This window comes from Rufibacter ruber (genome assembly GCF_014138425.1).
GTDB classification, from domain to species: domain Bacteria; phylum Bacteroidota; class Bacteroidia; order Cytophagales; family Hymenobacteraceae; genus Nibribacter; species Nibribacter ruber_C.
In genome coordinates this window covers 35,961-52,753 of sequence record NZ_JACJIQ010000004.1, presented here as the reverse complement: position 1 = coordinate 52,753, position 16,793 = coordinate 35,961, and the positions used below count along the sequence as shown (strand labels likewise).

The following is a 16,793-nucleotide window of genomic DNA, read 5'->3' as shown; positions in this document are numbered from 1 at the left end:
CTTCTCAATAATAAACAAACGAGCGTTCTGAACATTTTCTAAAATACCTAATAACTAACCCTTGTTAATTGAAAATTTAAAAAAAGTTAGCTCCTTCTGTAATAAATCTGTAAACTTGACTACTTATCAATAGAAATCCTTACTCATGGATACATCAAGGCATGGCTGCCCCTCCTTCCAGTCTTCATGTATCTCTGTTTTATTTATAAGTTTTCTTCAGAACCTAGATAAAAGCCCGGTTATTTTAGCTGGGCTTTTTCTGTGCCTCCCCCTCTGTTTGTGCTGGTGTGTATTTCTGGATTACCTTTGCAGCGCGCCCGCAGAACAATACGGCGCGGTATTTGCTTTTGGCGGTAATGCTGAAACCTTCATGATCAATTATGAACAGAACGTATTTAATAGCCCTTTTAGTACCTTTTCTCTTCGCCTTTGCGCCGCCTAAACTCAAGAAAGTGACGGTCGCCAAAAATGTGGCGCTTTCCATACCGCAGAACTTTGAGGTGATGCCAGATGACGGCATTGCCCGCGAGTATCCGGCGGCCCGCAAACCGCTGGGCATCTACACCAGCCCAGACGGCCAGATTGACATCAGCGTGAACCAGCGCGAAAGCACGTTCCCGGCCAACGACCTGGACATGCTGCTGCCGTTCTACAAGGCGTCTATCCAGCGCATGTTCACTGAGGTGCAGTTCCTCAAAGAGGAGAAGCAGAAAATCAATGGCCGCGACTTCCTGGTCTACGAGTTTGTCTCTACCGTACGTGATGAGCGCAGCACCCGCAGCCTGGCCCCGGTAAGAAAATACACCCTCATTCAGTACACCTTCCTGAAAGGCCAGATGGTCATCTTCAGCTTCAACGCCCCGGCGCAGCTGCAGAACCAATGGCAGGAAACCGCCAGAGCGGTAATGGCCACAGCCAGTGTCAAGTAAAGCCTCACCCCCAGCCCCTCTCCCACGGAGAGGGGAGACAATACGATTGTGTTTTTGATCCGTTTTCTGGAAAAGAGGTTAAAAACAGTTTAGTGAGAAAGCCCCCCTCTCCGTGGGAGAGGGGCTGGGGGTGAGGTCATTTGAAACATAGCACAGCGGGTGGCAGTAGAAAAAGCCACCCGTTTCCATTTAACCCAACCCGCCCGTGCTCAGCATACACTCAGACGAACATTTCATGCGTGAAGCCTATAAGCAAGCGCAATATGCCCTGGAGGAGGGTGAGATTCCCATTGGGGCCGTGGTGGTCTGCCAGAACAAGATCATTGCCCGCGCCTATAACCAGACGGAGAAACTGAATGACGTGACCGCGCACGCAGAAATGCTCGCGTTCACCGCCGCCGCCAACCACCTAGGCAACAAATACCTGCATGACTGCACCCTGTACGTCACCGTAGAACCCTGCGTGATGTGCGCCGGCGCCAGCTACTGGTCCCAGCTGAAACGGGTGGTCTACGCCACTGGTGATGAGAAGCGCGGCTACCGCCGAACGGGCGTAAACCTGCTCCACCCCAAGACCGAACTGGTAACCGGGATCCTGGCCAGCGAGTGCGCGCAATTGATGACTGACTTTTTCAGGGCGAAAAGAATTTAATCTTAACTTTGGCGCGTTCCCACTAGTATACTTGTAGGAACATCAATTGTATTTCTAACCATAAACCAGATAAAACTATGGCATTTGAACTTCCGCAACTTCCGTATGCGTATGATGCGCTTGAGCCGCACTTTGACCGTCAGACCATGGAAATCCACCATACCAAGCACCACCAGGCCTACACCACCAACCTGAACAATGCCATTGCCGGCACTGAGAAAGAAGGCCAGTCTATTGAGGAGATCCTGCGTGATGCGGCCAAGACCCCGGCCATCAGAAACAACGGTGGCGGGTACTACAACCACAACCTGTTCTGGACCATCCTGAGCCCGAACGGCGGCGGCGCCCCCACCGGAGCCGTGGCTGAGGCCATTGACAAAGCGTTTGGGTCTTATGACGCGTTCAAAGAAGAGTTCACCAAAGCCGCCACCACCCGTTTCGGTTCTGGCTGGGCCTGGCTGTGCGCCGTAGAAGGCGGCGGAGTGCAGATCTGCTCTACCGCCAACCAGGACAACCCTTTGATGGAAGGCGTTGACACCTGCGGCGGCGTTCCAATTTTAGGCCTTGACGTGTGGGAGCACGCCTACTACCTGAAATACCAGAACCGCCGCCCAGACTATATCGCCTCGTTCTACAACCTCATTAACTGGGACGAAGTAAACCGTCGCTACGCGGAAGCAAACCGTTAATTCTTTAGCCTTGCATAGGCTCCCTAAAAGGGCTTCGCTGTAAAAGGCGGGGCCCTTTTTTTTATGGCTGACATTTGAAGTGCGTTTTTGACCTGTTTTGGCGAAAAGAGGTCAAAAACGGAAAATTAGTTGCTGGTTGAGATATTTTCCCACTATTCCTTCACTGGCGCGAGCTTGCAACTAGTGCCTACAGATGATGGGTAGTTTGCAACTACCCTCGCTGCCCCGCAGCGAAACTTCTTTTGCTAAGGCCAAATGGTTTAATAAATTTCTATCTCTCTGCTGTAATCTGCTGATTCCGCTGTTCGGGATTTGCAATCCCGAACCATATATCTGGGGAGTTGTAATCCCCTACTCATGAAGTAAAACGGGGATTATAAATCCCCGTTTTACCTACTTCCGGATTGCAAATCCGGAAGAGCAAAGCTTGGGATTTTCAAATCTGGAACAGCACAAGTGTAATAATTGCAATCCCCTTCACTTAACGCAGATTCTCCCCTTGAGGGGAGCGAAGAGGGGTGTTTACACAGGAGAGCACACATTTCAGAAAAAGACTTGTATTACCTATTCAGTTAAAGAAAGCATTTCATCAGCAGTACGTTAATCAGCTTTACCTCCCCTCAAGGAGAGAACCTTTTGTGGCAAATCACTGCCGCAAGCCCATTCCGTTTCCGGCCTACTTTTTCTAAAACAGCCCCAAAACATTCTTCTCACGCCTTGCACCCCGCACAGTACCCAGACACCCAGCAGTTCACCTGTGCCACCTGGTACCCGGGGGGCAGCGCCACCCTCACCTGTTCCGGCAGGCATTCTACCCGCTGGCAGGCGAGGCACCGGAAGTGGAAATGGTCATGGGCATGGTGGTGCTTCTCGCAGCCTTTGCAGAGCGCGAAGTAGGATTTGCCTTCCTCAGAGACAATGCGGTGGGTAATCCCGTCTTCACTAAACCGGTTCAGCACGCGGTAAATGGTAACTCTATCTGCTGTGCCCTGCAGCTGCTGCTCCAGCATGTCCTGGCTCATCGCCGAATCTGAGGATTTGAGCAGGGATAAAATAGCTTGCTGGGCAGGGGTGGTTCGTCTTTTCATCTTCTATTATTGCAACAGTGTTGCAATAATAGAAGATTCGGCTACATTTGCCAAAAATGATTTACCCTGAGCCCCCGCCAGAAGAGCCGTTCTGAAAAAGAAACGCATGGCATCTACCGCCATCTGGTGCTAAAGGGGACCGCCTAATCTGCAACAGCCATGATAGAGAGAGAAGAGTTTGATGCCATTGTTATTGGGGGAAGCTATGCCGGCCTGTCGGGCGCTATGTGTTTGGGGCGTTCCCTGCGCCGCGTGCTGGTCCTGGACAGCGGCCAGCCGTGCAACCGCCAAACACCGCACTCCCACAACTTCCTGACCCAGGACGGTGAAACCCCGGCCGCCATTGCCCAGAAAGCCAGGGAACAGGTACTGGCCTACCCCACCGTCACCTTGCAACCGGGAAAAGCAGTAGCCGCGGCCAGGCAGAACCAGGCATTTGAAATTACCACAGAGGCCGGCCACGTCTATACAGGAAGTAAACTGCTGCTCGCCACCGGCGTGAAAGACCTGATGCCGCCCATCCACGGCTTCGCCGAGTGCTGGGGCATCTCTATCCTGCACTGCCCCTATTGCCACGGCTATGAAGTGGCCCATCAGGAATGGGGCATTCTGGCCAACGGCGACACGGCCCTGGAGCTGGTGAAACTACTACAGAACTGGACACCGCAGCTTACAGTCTTCACCAACGGCAAAGCTGATCTCACCCCAGACCAGCGGCTGGTTTTAGAGAAGCACCATGTCACCCTTGTTGAACAGGAAATTGCCTCCCTCACGCATGCGCAGGGCCAGCTGCGGCAGGTAAACATGAAAGACGGCACCTCCCACCACCTGAACGTCATGTTTGCCCGCCCCGCTTTTGAACAGCACTGTAAACTAGGAATAGACCTGGGGTGTGAACTGACTGAAACCGGGCATTTGAAGGTAGACCCCATGCAGAAAACCAATGTACCAGGCGTTTTTGCCGCCGGTGATGCCATGACCATGTTCAGAACGGTCTCGTTTGCGGTGGCCACCGGCACCATGGCGGGCGCGGCCATGAACAAGGAACTGATTGAAGAGCGTTTTTGACCTGTTTTCAGAAAAACAGGCTAAAAACGGAACGGGCAACCACGGCATTGGCGGCAGCCGAAGTGGAGGGGTATCTTTTTTACCGGATAATATTGTAATATAGTGCCTAGACGTTAATAGGCTGCTATGGAAGTATTTCTGCTTTTGGTGCTGGTGATTTTGGTGCTGTGGTTTGGGAAAAGCGTCTCCAGGCATCTGCTGGCCAGCCGGCAAGAGATGCAGGAGGTGCGTGAAGAACTGGCGCGGCTGCGGGAGCAGGTAAACCGGTCTGTGGTTAGACCGCCTGTTGATGCCGCCGCGGCCGCCGCCCAAAGAGACGCCAGCGCGGCCGTGCGGGCAGCACCCCAAGAAGCGCCTGCCCCGCCCAAAGCGCCCGAGACAGCTGCCCCGGCTCCAAAGTTTACTCCGCCACCGTCCATTCTTCCGCCCGCGGCCGAAAAGCCAGGACCAGCACCCACTCCTATTCCAGCACCGCCCATGGCGGCCTTTGCGCCAGCGGCGGAAGAACCTGCTTACACCGGCCCTGAGCCGGAGAAGCCCTTTTCCTTTTCACAGAAGATTGACTGGGAAAAATTCATTGGCGAAAACCTGATCAACAAGCTGGGGATTGCCATTCTGGTGCTGGGCATTGGGTTCTTCGTGAAGTATGCCATTGACCAGGACTGGATAAACGAGATAGGCCGCGTGGCCATTGGCTTGCTGGCGGGCGGCGCGTTGGTGGCCGTGGCGCACCGGCTGCGTCAAAACTACAAGGCGTTCAGCTCGGTGCTGATTGGCGGCGGCATGGCGGTTTTGTACTTCACCATTGCCATTGCGTTTCATGAGTACCAGATTTTCAGCCAGACGGTGGCGTTTATCTTGATGACGGCCATTACGGGGTTCACCATCTTCCTGAGCATGGCCTATGACCGTATGGAGCTGGCGGTGCTGGCTTTGGTGGGCGGCTTCGGGAGTCCGTTTATGGTGAGCACCGGCGAAGGCAATTACGTAGTGCTCTTCGTCTTCATTCTGCTGCTGAACGCAGGTATTCTGGTGCTGGCATACTTCAAAAAGTGGAACCTGCTCAACTTCATTGCCTACGTCTTCACCATTGTGCTGTACGGCGGCTGGCTCTTTACCCGGGTGGTAGACACGCCCAACGCGCCGTATCTGGGGGCGTTGCTGTTTGCCACGCTGTTTTACCTGGTGTTCTTTTTAATAACCATCATCTACAATGTAAAAGAGCGGCAGCGGTTCAGCGGCCCAGAGATCATGATGCTGGTGAGCAACACCTTTCTGTATTACTCAGCGGGGCTGTACGTACTCCATTTTGTGACCGGCGGCCGTTACCAGGGGTTGTTCACCGTTGCGCTGGGCGCGTTCAATTTTGTCTTCGCCTATGCCTTGTACCGCAGCCAGCGCGTTGACCGCACCCTGGTGTACCTGCTCATTGGCCTGGTGCTCACGTTCCTGAGTTTATCTGCCCCCATTCAACTGGAGGGGAATTACATCACGCTGTTCTGGGCGCTGGAGGCGGTTCTGCTACTGTGGCTGTCACAGAAATCGGGTATTCAGCTCATGAGGTACGCGTCTGTGCTGGTGCTGGCACTCATGCTGGTCTCGCTCTGCCTGGACTGGATGGAATACACCGTGACCCGCCTGCCGTTGCCGCCGGCCCTGAACAAGCTGTTTGTGACGGGCGTGGTGGCGGTGGCCTCGCTGGCGGGCACCTGGTGGCTGCTGGGCCGTGAAACCCCCACCCCGGCACAAGGCCGGCTTTTAAGAACCTACCGCACCATAGTGGGGCTGCTGCTGGTGGCGTTCCTGTACCTGGTGCCATTGCTGGAACTGCACCACCAACTGCCCCTTTCCCCGCTGAGCGAAAACACCCAGACACTCTGGCTGGGTTTCTACCGGTATGTGTTCCTGCTGGGCCTGTTGCTATGGAGTAGACGGCTGCGTGACCCGGGGTATCACAACCTTCTGCTAGGGCTGTCCCTTTTGGCGGCGATCCTATACACCCTCCAACTCAATCCTGCCACCGTGTCCCTGAGAAACGGCTACCTCTTCACCCAGACTGAAACCCTGGGGGCCTATGCCACCCATTACCTTCCGCTGGGGGCGCTGGGGGCGGTACTGGTGCTGGCGCTGGTGAAGGTGCGGCGGCAGTATGGCTGGGGAGGCGCCTGGGGCAAGGTCAGTCTGTGGCTCATCAGCATCATGGCGGTGTTTCTGGCCAGCACTGAGCTGGAGCACACGTGGCTGCTGGTTTCCCGGCCATCGGCCGAAGGCCAGTATGACACCCTGCGCCACGTGCATAACATTGGGTTCCCAATTCTCTGGGGCCTCTGCTCGTTTCTTTTGATGATGCTGGGCATGTCCCGTAAGTTGAAACCGCTGCGCATTATCTCCCTCACGCTGTTCTTCTTCACGCTGCTCAAACTCTTCCTGCTAGACCTGCGCGATATGTCTGAGGGTGGTAAGATTGCGGCGTTCATTTGCCTGGGGGTGCTGCTGCTGGTGATTTCGTTTATGTACCAGAAGTTGAAAAACCTTATCTTGGTTGATGATTCCGCCCCGGCGGAAAACATGACGCCCCTTCCTGATGAAAAGTAACCCGTTCCTGCTCCTCTGCTTCCTCCTGCTGCTGCCCCTTGCGTCTGCCTCTGCCCAGGATTTTAAATGGCAGGCGCAGCTTACCCCGGTGCCGCAGCCGGGGTATTACCGCGTGCTGCTCAGCCCCCAGATAACCGGGCACCTGCAGGAAAGCCTGGCCGACATACGCCTGGTAAACCGGGAAAAGCAGGCGGTTCCTTATCTGCTGCGCGTGGAGCAGCCGGTGCAGTACCAGACGCTGTTCAAAGAATATGAGATTCTGCGGTACCAGCGCCGCCCCGGCGGCATGTCTGAACTGCTCATTCACAATCCAGAACAGCGCACCCTCAACAACATCAGCCTCCTCATTGGCAACGCTGAAACCCGTAAAACCGTCTCGCTCAGCGGCAGTGACAACCAGCAGGACTGGTTTGTGCTCAAGGAGCAGGACGTGCTGTACGCCATTGAGAACACCCAGAAAACCACCGAGGTCAAGCTTCTGGACTTCCCGCTCAGCAACTACCGCTACTTTAGGCTGCAGCTCCAGGACTCTGCCAGTGCGCCGCTCAACATTCTCAAGGCCGGCTACTATGACACCTATTCTGAAGCGGGCAAGTACACCCGTATTCCGGTGCAGACCCTCTCCCGCACTGACAGCGCGAAGACTACGCTGCTTCGCCTCAGGTTTGGTCAGCCGGTGTACCCAGAGCAGTTGGTGTTCCATATTTCGGCCCCGCACCTGTACCACCGTGCGGGACGCGTGGTTTTGGGCAAAAAAGAAGCGTCCGCCAGAGTCCGTAAGAAAAGACGCCGCCAGCAGATAGAGCAAACCACGGTGCCGCTGCTGCTGAGTTCTAACACCCCGGCCACGCTGCACCTTCCGCGGCAGCGGGTAGAGGAGCTGGTGGTACAGATTGACAACGGTGACAGCCCGCCGCTGCGCATTGACTCCCTGCAGGTGCTGCAGCTGAACCGGTACCTGGTAGCCGAGATGGCGCCTGACCAGCAGTACAGCCTCCGGTTTGGCAGTGAAAAGCTGGACGCCCCAGACTATGATTTGATGTACTTCCAGGACAGCATTCCGCGGGAGCTCCCGCTGGTACACGTGCAGTCCCTGCAACGGCTCAAAACCGATATAAAAGTAGGCAAGACCAAAGGCTCCAAGATTCTCATCTGGGTGGCCATTGCCGTACTGGCGGCAGGGCTGGGGCTCATGAGCATCAAACTACTGAGGGAGATGGAGAAGAAGAAGTGACTCCTGTTTTGGGCCTGTTTTTCAAAAAACAGCCCAAAAACAGAAGGCACCCCTCTAATTCATGGCACATGTAGGGCAGAAGCTTTATATTGGCACTCTTACAGACCTACCCCATGAAACCCTTTTTCCTGCTCCTCTTCACCTGCCTCGCCCTACAGGCAGCCGTGGCCCAGAACCCAGCCACCAAACCAGCCGCCGCCAAGGCAACCCCTCCCGCCGCCGCCCCTGACTCCCTGCAAGTGGAGTACGTGCGCACCCAGCCAGATGCCGACCTGTGGCTCCAGCCCGGCGACCGGCTCCAGATGCGGGTCAAGGCCAGATCTGGCCTGAAGGTAACCCTCTGGAACCAGCACCCGCTGCAGGAGCTTCCGGCGGTACAGAACAAAGGAGAGAAAGGCTTGTACGTGGGCACGTACATCCTTCAGCCCGGCGACAGACTCCCCAGCTTGAACGTACCGGTGCTGGTAGATGACACCACCAACGCGTTCCCGGCTACCGTCTTCAGCACCAAAAGCAACGTTACCCTGCTCAACCCCGCGCAGCCTCTTTACGGCCTCACCAACACCTCCAGCGCTTACCTCAACTATGGTTTGGGCGAAGACCGCCTGGGCGGCGCCAAAATGGGTTTTCTGGACTCGCTGGTGCGGGTGCAGATCACGGGCAAAATTGGCCGCGATTACCGCATTAAACTGTCTAACACGCTCAACGCCTACATGCCGGTGCAGCAGGTGCAGCTGGAAGGAGGGCCCTCTTCGCTTACCGGCGAAAGCCTCACCAGCTCCTGGAGCGTGACCGGCGATGACGAGAAAGGGAAATACGATTACGTGCGGGTGGCCGTGGGCCAGCGCCTGCCCTACACTTCTTTTATGGACGTAGCCCCCAGCCGCATAGTGGTTGATATTTACGGGGCCGTCTCCAACTCCAACTGGATCACCCAGCACCGCACGCTGCGCGAAGTGGAGAACGTGCAGTACCAGCAGCTCACCTCAGATGTGTTCCGGGTCATCATTGACCTGAAGCACCCGCAGGCGTGGGGCTACGGCATTGGCTACCAAGGCAATTCACTGGTCATTAAGGTAAAGCGGCAGCCTGAGAAACTGAAGCTGAAGCACCTGACCGTGGCGGTAGATGCCGGGCACGGCGGCACCAACAAAGGAACCATTGGCAAAACCGGCATTCCGGAGAAGGAAATCACCCTCCAGATTGCCCAGCAGCTTAAAAGAGAACTGCAGAAGAAAGGCGCCCACGTGATCATGACCCGTGAGGCAGATGTAACCGTTGACAACTCTGAGCGCGTGCGTATTCTGAAAAAAGCCCAGCCAGACCTGCTGGTGAGCGTGCACGTGAATTCGGCGGGGCGGCCAGAGGTGCAGGGCACCAGCACCTATTACCGGCACGTGGCGTTCCGGCCGCTGTCACAAGCGCTGTATGAAGAGGTGCTGGAACTGGGGCTGAAAGAGTTTGGCAACATTGGCGGCTTCAACTTCGCGCTCAACGCGCCCACTGAGTTCCCCAACGCACTGGTAGAAACCGCCTTCTCCTCCAACCCCCAGGATGAGCAGAAACTCATTAACCCAGCGTTTCAGGAAGACATGGCCCAACAGATCAGAAAAGGCGTGGAGCGGTTTCTGAAGGAAACCAAAAGAAGAAAAAAATAACGTTTTCGGCTTACTTTTAGAAAAACAGGTCAAAAACAGAACCAACCTTCTAGAGCTTACTTTCATTTTGGTTTTGCCGGCTAAAAATGGGAGGGAAAGGTCCTTCTACAGCGTTTTTGAGCGGCGTGGCAGCGCTACAGTGCGAGAAAATGGTGAAGTCAGGTTCTTTTGATATCCGTTTGCAGTGCGAAAGAAAAATATAAACCTACATTTAGCACCCTTTCAATATGGCTATTTTCAAAGATTTCAAAGAGTTTGCCATGCGGGGCAACGTGGTAGACCTGGCCGTGGGGGTGGTGATTGGCGCCGCCTTCGGGAAGATTGTCACCTCACTGGTCAATGACCTGATCATGCCGCCGCTGGGCCTGCTGGTGGGCGGTGACCACTTCAAAAACCTGAAAATGGTGCTGCGCCGCGATGTGATGGGCCCAGACGGCAAAGTAGCCGATGTCACGCTCAACTACGGCGCTTTTCTCCAGAACATCCTGGATTTCATCATCATTGCCTTCGCCATATTTATCCTGGTGAAGCTCATCAATAAACTCAAGCGGGAAAAAGCGGCGGCCCCAACCGCCCAACCCGCCCCTACCAAAGAAGAAGTACTGCTCACTGAGATCAGAGACGCCCTTAGGGAGCAGCGGAAGGGGTAGCCGTTTTCACGGTTCCCGTTTTGGGGCTGCTTTCTGAAAAACAGCCCCAAAACGCACCCACCCCTGTCTCACGGTACTCACCTTCTTTCAAACAGAAAAGCCACCGCAGGTGGTGGCTTTTCTGTTTGAAAGAAGGTGAACCAAGGCTTACGCCTCTTCTTTCTGGTCTTTGATGGCCAACTGGCCACAGGCTGCGTCAATGTCTTTGCCCCGGCTGCGCCGAACGTTCACCTGCACACCTCTGTCTGCCAGATAGCGCATAAACGGCTCCAGGCGGTCATCGCCTGACTTCTGGAACAGGCCGTCGCCAATGGGGTTGTACTCAATGATGTTCACCTTGCAGGGAATGAGCTTGGAGAACTGCAGCAGTTCTTTGGCGTCTTCCAAGTTGTCATTGAAGTGGCTGAGCAAGATGTACTCATAGGTCACCTTGCGGCCGGTTTTCTGGTGGTAATAGACCAGCGCCTCTTTCAATGCCTCCAGCGAGTTGGTCTCGTTGATGGGCATGATCTCGTTACGCTTGGTGTCATTGGCGGCATGCAGGCTCAGGGCCAGGTTAGCCTTGATGCCGTCATCGGCCATTTTCTTGATCATCTTGGCAATACCGGCGGTACTCACCGTGATTCTGCGGGCAGCCATGTTCAAGCCGTCTGGCGCCGTGATGCGCTCAATGCTCTTCATCACGTTGGCGTAGTTCAGGAGCGGCTCGCCCATGCCCATGTACACAATGTTGGTGAGGGCGCGGTTGTAGTTCTGCTCAGACTGTTCTTTGATGCGCACCACCTGGTCATAGATCTCATCAGCGTTGAGGTTGCGTATGCGGTCCATCTTGCCGGTGGCGCAGAAAGAGCAGGTCAGGGAGCAACCCACCTGGCTACTCACGCAGGCGGTCATGCGCTTGGGGTGCGGAATGAGCACGCCCTCCACAATGTTGCCGTCAAAAAGCCTGAAGGTAGATTTGATGGTATAGTCTTCGCTCAGCTGGCTGGTGTTCACTTCTACCGTGTTAAGGGTGAAGTGGCGCTCCAGTTTTTCGCGCAGCGGCAGCGCAATGTTGTTCATCTCGGCAAACGAGGTGGCCGTGAGCTTCCAGATCCATTCATAGACCTGTTTGGCCCGGAACGGCTTTTCGCCCTGCTCCACCATCCAGGCCTTGAGCTGGTCAAGGGTCAGCTTTCTAATGTCCTGCCGGTTCAGAATCTCTATGTCTGGGATAACTAAAGTGCTCATACCACAAAGGTACAAAATATCTTACGGTTTAGTTTCCAGCCGCTCCCGGGCTTGGGCGGGAATTGTCTGGAGCTTTCTGGCGCCGTAGTCAAAGCAGAGCATGCCGGTCTTGGCGTGGGCAATCTCCCTGCCGTTCTGGTTGGTGAGGCGGTACACCAGATCAAACCCGTACTTGCTGAACTCAACCGCCTGCACCTGCACGGTGAGCACATCGCCGTAGAAGCCTTCGCCTTTGTAGACAATGCCCACGTCGCTCATGATCAGCCCGGCGCCACCGAAATCCAGCTCTGAGTACCCGTGCTCTTTCAGAAACCGCACCCGCGCCTCATGCAGCAGGCTCAGCAGGGCGTCATTGCCCAGGTGGCCACCGTAGTTGAGGTCGGTGATTCTGATGGGCAGTTGGGTCTGGAAGGAGAAATGCTCTGGGAGGTCTATCTTGATGCGGGCCACTTTTTAATTATGAATTGGGAATTGGGAATTAAGAATTAGGAATTAGGAATGGAAGATACGGCAAAGACAGTTAGAAAGGGCGTTTTGGAGCTGTTTTCCTAAAAACAGCTCCAAAACAGAAAGCGGGCTGCTCAGAAAAAATGCCTATTTTGGAAGCCCAATCACCAAACAACGCGTACCCGTGAACCTACCCGCCCTCCAGAAAGGCGATGCCGTGGGCATTGTCTGCTTAGCCAAGAAAGTGAGCCCAGATGAAATTTTGGCCGGTGTGCAACTGCTGGAGAGCTGGGGCCTGCGGGTCATCATTGGCCAAAGCGTAGGCGCTGAGGACCGGCAGTTTGGCGGCTCTGATGAACTGCGCACCGCTGATTTCCAGCAGATGCTGGACAACCCCGAGATCAAAGCCGTGATTTCCGCCCGCGGCGGCTATGGCACCACCCGCATTCTGGATCAAATTGACTTCTCCCGCTTGCAGCAGAACCCCAAATGGGTGGTGGGCTTCAGTGATATTACCGCACTCCTGTGCCACCTCCAGAATCTGGGAATTGAATGCCTGCACGCCACTATGCCGTTGCTCATGGGCCAGCCAGACACCGCTGCCGCAGATGAGAGCCTGCGCAAAGCCCTGTTCGGCGAGCCAATTTCTTACACCGTTCCTGCACATCCGCTAAACCAACTGGGCACCGCCACCGCCCCCGTGGCAGGCGGCAACCTGATCTTACTGGACACCATTGTCAACACCGCCTCAGACCTGAACTACAACGGCAAGATCCTGTTTCTGGAAGACGTGGGCGAATACTACTACAACATAGACCGCGTGCTGGTGCACCTGCGTCGCATGGGACGCCTGAGCCAATTGGCGGGTCTGGTGGTGGGCCAGTTCACTGAGATGCAGGACAACGCGGTGCCGTTTGGGAAGACGGTAGAGGAGATTGTGCTGGAGCATTGCGCGGGCTACGGTTACCCTATTTGCTTTAATTTCCCAGTGGGGCATGTGCCCAGGAACCTGGCCCTGGTAGTAGGCAGAGAGGCTGCGCTGGAGGTGACTCCTGAAGGTGCGAGGCTGGAATTTTTATAGTTCCTGTTTTTAGGCTGTTTTTGTAAAAACAGCCTAAAAACAGCTAAACTTCAGTCTATTGCCTCTACCCTGTCTTTAAAGACGTTGACCAACTTGTGTGTCTTATTTAATGCGATCACTTGCTCCCACACATGTGTAGTGGTTAAGAAGAACTCCCGCATCTTCATGTTGCCAAACCGAATATGAATTACTTTGGGAGGCGGTTCTTTGAACAAAATTCTGTTTGAGAAATCGCTGTCTTTTGAGATACTGGTTAATGGCTGCTCCTTCGCGAACTTCCAGATCTGCTTATCTCTCCAAATATCATCAATGTCCGGTTGATGAAGGTAGTCTGGTGAATTTTAAAGGGAGAAATAGTATGGCAGATGTCATCTATGAGGAACTTTGGCATACTGGTTAGGCTACGGTTCTCAGCACATAGCTTCTGTTCATTAATTCTGCCGCAAATTGAAGGCACGCGGTAATGTCTTCCTTTTCCAGAGATGGATATTGGTGAAGTATTTCCTCTGCCGCTTCTCCTGCACACAAAAATCCAAGAATGGTCTGCACAGCTGTCCTTTTCCCCCTAATGGAAGGTTTCCCGTTGCAGATTCTCTCATCTAGAGTTATTCTATCTGTTAGATACTCCATAGGTCATAGTTAATTCCCTTCTCAATGATACTACTTTTTACGTGAGATACATCCAGACTGTCTAGTACTCACGCATCTCTTAAACAAAAAGCCGTTTCCTGGCTCTTTTCCAGAAAACGGCTCCAAAACGCACTTCGGCTGTGCCGATGAGGTGTTCTACTGTTCGGTCATGACCACGTGCAGTACGGTCTGCCCCACCGCTTTCAGGGTGCGCCTGTCAATCACCTCCAGGTTATCTGTATGGCGGTGGTGGTACGGGCCAAAGTAGCCGTCTTCACTGGTGGGGTCATAGGCAATGATATCTGCCATTCTTATATTGGTGTTCTGGATCACGTAGGTGTGGTCATCTGTAATGCCGGGGCTGTCCTGAAACGGGAAATAGTCTGAGTAGCCAATCTGGTGCGCCGTCTTCCAGATTTTCTCCACCACGTCACCGGCGTACACCCGGCTGGTTTCCTCTCTGGCGAAACGGGAATTCTTAGCCCCCACCATGTCCAGCAGAATGCCGTACTGCGCGGTATAGCCCGCCGGCATCAGGTTCTTGCTCCAGTACTGCGACCCCAGGCACCAGCTGTCGGGTTGGTAGGGGTCTGTGCTGCTGTCTGGCTGGCCGTAGTCTTCGCCGTCAAACAGCAGCAGGTCTACCCCCACGTTGCCCTGCAGCGGGTTGGCCTTTAACTGGCGGGCAATTTCCAGAAGAACCGCTACGCCGCTGCCGCCATCATTGGCCCCGTCAATGGGTTTCTCCGGGTTCTGCTTGTCTTTGTCAGCCACGTGGCGGGTATCCCAGTGGGCGGCCAGCAGAATACGCTTACCCGCCTCCGGATTGTACTGCGCCATGATGTTGCGCAGGTTCAGCACCTTGCCGTTGTAGGCTTTGGCGGTGAACTCCTGCACCTGCACCTTGCCGCCGTACGTTTTCAGCTGGTTGATCAGGTAATCTCCGGTTTGCCGGTGGGCAGCGGTGTTGGGTACCCGTGGCCCAAAGCTCACCTGCTTCTGCACAAACGCAAATGCTGAGTCTGCATTGAACGTGGGCACATTGGCCGCGGGGGTCTGTGCCGCGGGAGTTTCAGTAGCCCCGGCGGTTTCCTGCTTTCTACCGTTCTCACAGGCCGGAAGCCCCGTGGCCAACAGCAAACCCAGCACCAGCAGTTTCATCTTATTCTTCATAGGCCCAGTCAATCCCGGTTTTCATGTCTTTGATCACAATGCCCTGCCCTTTGAGCTGCGCCCTGATCTGGTCAACCTTGCCGTAATCTTTGGCCTCTTTGGCTTCTTTGTAGAACCCTAGCACCACCTCCAGCAGCGCCTGCGCATCTGCGGTTTGCTCCTCTTTGAGCCCCAGCACGTCTGTCACCAGGGTGCGGTACTGGCTGCGCATGTGCTCAAAGGTTTCCTGCGAAATGGTTTCCAGCCTCAAGGCGCCGGTGTGCATGCTGTTCACCTTTTTGAGCAGGTTGAACAAAGAGGCAATGGCCTTGGCGGTATTTAAATCATCATGAAGCGGGGCGAACAAGTCTGCCGTCAGCTTTTTGATCTCTTCTTCGGCTTTGGCCTCTACGCCCCCTTCGGCTGAAGCCGGATACTGCAGCTGGTTCAGAATCTTTAAGCCGTTCATCACCTTCAGATAGCCTTTGCGTGCTGCCTGGAGCCCTTCATTGCTGAAGTCAAGCGTGCTGCGGTAGTGGGCCTGCAAGATGAAGAAACGCACGGTCATGGGCGAATACGCCTGCTGCAGCACCTCATGGCTGCCGGTGAAGAACTCGCCCAGCGTGATGAAATTGCCCAACGATTTGCCCATCTTCTTGCCGTTGATGGTGATGAGGTTGTTGTGCACCCAAAAACGGGCGGCATCGGTGTGGTTGTGGCTGGCCTGGCTCTGGGCAATTTCGCACTCGTGGTGCGGGAACATCAGGTCTAGTCCGCCGCCGTGAATGTCAAACTGCTGCCCCAGGTATTTCCGGCTCATGGCCGAGCACTCCAGGTGCCACCCCGGAAACCCGTCACTCCACGGCGAAGGCCAGCGCATGATGTGCGTAGGCGAGGCTTTCTTCCAGAGCGCAAAATCCAGCGGCGACCGCTTTTCCTCCTGCCCTTCCAACTCGCGGGTGTTGGCCAGCAGGTCTTCAATCACACGGCCGGAGAGCTTTCCGTAGCGGTGGTGCTGGTTGTAGGCCGGCACGTCAAAGTATACTGAGCCGTTCACCTCATACGCCAGCCCGTTGGCCAGAATCTCCTGGATCATCTCAATCTGCTCAATGATGTGGCCAGAGGCACGGGGCTCAATGTCTGGCGGCAGCACGTTCAGGCGCTCCATGTCGCGGTGGAAGCTGTTGGTGTACTTCTCCACCACTTCCATGGGCTCCAGCTGCGCCGCTTTGGCCAGTTTCTGGATTTTGTCTTCGCCGTGGTCCGCGTCATTCTGCAGGTGCCCCACGTCTGTGATGTTGCGCACGTAGCGCACCTTGTAGCCCTGGTGCTGCAGGTAGCGCCGCATGACATCAAAGGTGATGTAGGGGCGCGCATGGCCTAAATGGGCGTCACCGTAAACGGTTGGTCCGCAGACGTACAGGCCCACAAACGGGCTGTGCAGCGGCACAAACTGCTCTTTGGTGCGGGAAAGGGTGTTATATAAGTATAAGGAATGGTCCATGTGGGGTTAAACTAATTCTGTGGCAAAATTATAAAACTTACTGGTACTTGTGGTATGGGGGCCAGGTTCTGGGGCCAGTGCGTCTGTTTTAGCCCTGTTTTCTGAAAAACAGCCCAAAAACAGGTTGGGTTCTTGTTTTTAGTTTGGACGAAGCATGGAAGCTAGTGTTGTGAGGTTACTTTGTCA

16 protein-coding genes are annotated in these 16,793 nt (G+C 54.8%); 9 read left to right on the top strand and 7 right to left on the bottom strand.

Annotated features, from left to right (window positions below):
* The first annotated feature begins 380 nt into the window (after window positions 1-380).
* From FHS90_RS05885 to FHS90_RS05875, 3 genes are all read left to right on the top strand, one after another.
* Window positions 381-929, top strand: coding sequence for a hypothetical protein (locus tag FHS90_RS05885; RefSeq protein WP_182512340.1), 549 nt, complete (start codon window positions 381-383; stop codon window positions 927-929).
* A 205-nt stretch (window positions 930-1,134) separates the two neighbouring features.
* On the top strand, window positions 1,135-1,581 hold the full coding sequence (locus FHS90_RS05880) for a nucleoside deaminase (protein ID WP_241499005.1): 447 nt from the start codon (window positions 1,135-1,137) through the stop codon (window positions 1,579-1,581).
* 77 nt (window positions 1,582-1,658) lie between these two features.
* Window positions 1,659-2,270: a superoxide dismutase gene (locus tag FHS90_RS05875; RefSeq protein WP_066835043.1), complete on the top strand. Its 612-nt coding sequence runs from the start codon at window positions 1,659-1,661 to the stop codon at window positions 2,268-2,270.
* Window positions 2,271-2,980: 710 nt separating this feature from the next.
* Here FHS90_RS05875 and FHS90_RS05870 read toward each other — a convergent pair.
* Window positions 2,981-3,358: a Fur family transcriptional regulator gene (locus FHS90_RS05870; RefSeq protein WP_182512339.1), complete on the bottom strand. Its 378-nt coding sequence runs from the start codon at window positions 3,356-3,358 to the stop codon at window positions 2,981-2,983.
* Between the two features lie 159 nt (window positions 3,359-3,517).
* On the opposite strand from FHS90_RS05870, the gene FHS90_RS05865 reads away from it, so the two are divergent.
* From FHS90_RS05865 to mscL, 5 genes are all read left to right on the top strand, one after another.
* The gene (locus FHS90_RS05865) at window positions 3,518-4,426 is read left to right on the top strand and encodes an NAD(P)/FAD-dependent oxidoreductase (RefSeq protein ID WP_066835041.1); all 909 of its coding nucleotides are present in this window, start codon (window positions 3,518-3,520) and stop codon (window positions 4,424-4,426) included.
* Window positions 4,427-4,552: 126 nt separating this feature from the next.
* Complete coding sequence (locus tag FHS90_RS05860; protein ID WP_182512338.1) at window positions 4,553-7,021, top strand: DUF2339 domain-containing protein; 2,469 nt, start codon at window positions 4,553-4,555, stop codon at window positions 7,019-7,021.
* The gene (locus FHS90_RS05855; protein ID WP_182512337.1) at window positions 7,011-8,255 is read left to right on the top strand and encodes a hypothetical protein; all 1,245 of its coding nucleotides are present in this window, start codon (window positions 7,011-7,013) and stop codon (window positions 8,253-8,255) included. The genes FHS90_RS05860 and FHS90_RS05855 overlap by 11 nt, the downstream gene beginning before the upstream one ends.
* A gap of 113 nt (window positions 8,256-8,368) precedes the next feature.
* Window positions 8,369-9,913 carry an N-acetylmuramoyl-L-alanine amidase gene (locus FHS90_RS05850; protein WP_182512336.1) on the top strand — a complete coding sequence of 515 codons (1,545 nt, stop codon included), beginning with the start codon at window positions 8,369-8,371 and terminating at the stop codon, window positions 9,911-9,913.
* 227 nt (window positions 9,914-10,140) lie between these two features.
* The gene (mscL, locus tag FHS90_RS05845; protein WP_066835032.1) at window positions 10,141-10,563 is read left to right on the top strand and encodes a large-conductance mechanosensitive channel protein MscL; all 423 of its coding nucleotides are present in this window, start codon (window positions 10,141-10,143) and stop codon (window positions 10,561-10,563) included.
* Window positions 10,564-10,710: 147 nt separating this feature from the next.
* Here the strand turns inward: mscL and rlmN are convergent, their stop codons facing one another.
* Both rlmN and FHS90_RS05835 read right to left on the bottom strand, forming a co-directional pair.
* Window positions 10,711-11,793 carry a dual-specificity RNA methyltransferase RlmN gene (rlmN, locus tag FHS90_RS05840; RefSeq protein ID WP_066835030.1) on the bottom strand — a complete coding sequence of 361 codons (1,083 nt, stop codon included), beginning with the start codon at window positions 11,791-11,793 and terminating at the stop codon, window positions 10,711-10,713.
* Between the two features lie 21 nt (window positions 11,794-11,814).
* Window positions 11,815-12,243, bottom strand: a complete 429-nt coding sequence (locus FHS90_RS05835) for an acyl-CoA thioesterase (RefSeq protein WP_066835028.1) — start codon at window positions 12,241-12,243, stop codon at window positions 11,815-11,817.
* 181 nt (window positions 12,244-12,424) lie between these two features.
* On the opposite strand from FHS90_RS05835, the gene FHS90_RS05830 reads away from it, so the two are divergent.
* Window positions 12,425-13,321 carry a S66 peptidase family protein gene (locus tag FHS90_RS05830; RefSeq protein WP_241499004.1) on the top strand — a complete coding sequence of 299 codons (897 nt, stop codon included), beginning with the start codon at window positions 12,425-12,427 and terminating at the stop codon, window positions 13,319-13,321.
* Window positions 13,322-13,371: 50 nt separating this feature from the next.
* On the opposite strand, the gene FHS90_RS05825 is transcribed toward FHS90_RS05830, so the two are convergent.
* From FHS90_RS05825 to cysS, 4 genes are all read right to left on the bottom strand, one after another.
* Window positions 13,372-13,605 carry a DUF5615 family PIN-like protein gene (locus FHS90_RS05825; RefSeq protein ID WP_241499006.1) on the bottom strand — a complete coding sequence of 78 codons (234 nt, stop codon included), beginning with the start codon at window positions 13,603-13,605 and terminating at the stop codon, window positions 13,372-13,374.
* Between the two features lie 112 nt (window positions 13,606-13,717).
* Entirely contained in the window at window positions 13,718-13,951 is a 234-nt protein-coding gene (locus FHS90_RS05820) for a DUF433 domain-containing protein (protein WP_182512335.1), read from the bottom strand.
* Between the two features lie 156 nt (window positions 13,952-14,107).
* Window positions 14,108-15,124: a M28 family peptidase gene (locus FHS90_RS05815; RefSeq protein ID WP_066835023.1), complete on the bottom strand. Its 1,017-nt coding sequence runs from the start codon at window positions 15,122-15,124 to the stop codon at window positions 14,108-14,110.
* Entirely contained in the window at window positions 15,114-16,607 is a 1,494-nt protein-coding gene (gene cysS, locus FHS90_RS05810; protein ID WP_066835022.1) for a cysteine--tRNA ligase, read from the bottom strand. The genes FHS90_RS05815 and cysS overlap by 11 nt, the downstream gene beginning before the upstream one ends.
* Between the last annotated feature and the right edge of the window lie 186 nt (window positions 16,608-16,793).

Coding starts and splice junctions, on each gene's coding strand:
- FHS90_RS05855 (WP_182512337.1), top strand. CDS start 7,011: ATGAAAAGTAACCCGTTCCTGCTCCTCTGCTTCCTCCTGCTGCTGCCC.
- rlmN (WP_066835030.1), bottom strand. CDS start 11,793: ATGAGCACTTTAGTTATCCCAGACATAGAGATTCTGAACCGGCAGGAC.
- FHS90_RS05820 (WP_182512335.1), bottom strand. CDS start 13,951: ATGGAGTATCTAACAGATAGAATAACTCTAGATGAGAGAATCTGCAAC.
- cysS (WP_066835022.1), bottom strand. CDS start 16,607: ATGGACCATTCCTTATACTTATATAACACCCTTTCCCGCACCAAAGAG.
- FHS90_RS05815 (WP_066835023.1), bottom strand. CDS start 15,124: ATGAAGAATAAGATGAAACTGCTGGTGCTGGGTTTGCTGTTGGCCACG.
- FHS90_RS05885 (WP_182512340.1), top strand. CDS start 381: ATGAACAGAACGTATTTAATAGCCCTTTTAGTACCTTTTCTCTTCGCC.
- mscL (WP_066835032.1), top strand. CDS start 10,141: ATGGCTATTTTCAAAGATTTCAAAGAGTTTGCCATGCGGGGCAACGTG.
- FHS90_RS05865 (WP_066835041.1), top strand. CDS start 3,518: ATGATAGAGAGAGAAGAGTTTGATGCCATTGTTATTGGGGGAAGCTAT.
- FHS90_RS05860 (WP_182512338.1), top strand. CDS start 4,553: ATGGAAGTATTTCTGCTTTTGGTGCTGGTGATTTTGGTGCTGTGGTTT.
- FHS90_RS05875 (WP_066835043.1), top strand. CDS start 1,659: ATGGCATTTGAACTTCCGCAACTTCCGTATGCGTATGATGCGCTTGAG.
- FHS90_RS05850 (WP_182512336.1), top strand. CDS start 8,369: ATGAAACCCTTTTTCCTGCTCCTCTTCACCTGCCTCGCCCTACAGGCA.
- FHS90_RS05870 (WP_182512339.1), bottom strand. CDS start 3,358: ATGAAAAGACGAACCACCCCTGCCCAGCAAGCTATTTTATCCCTGCTC.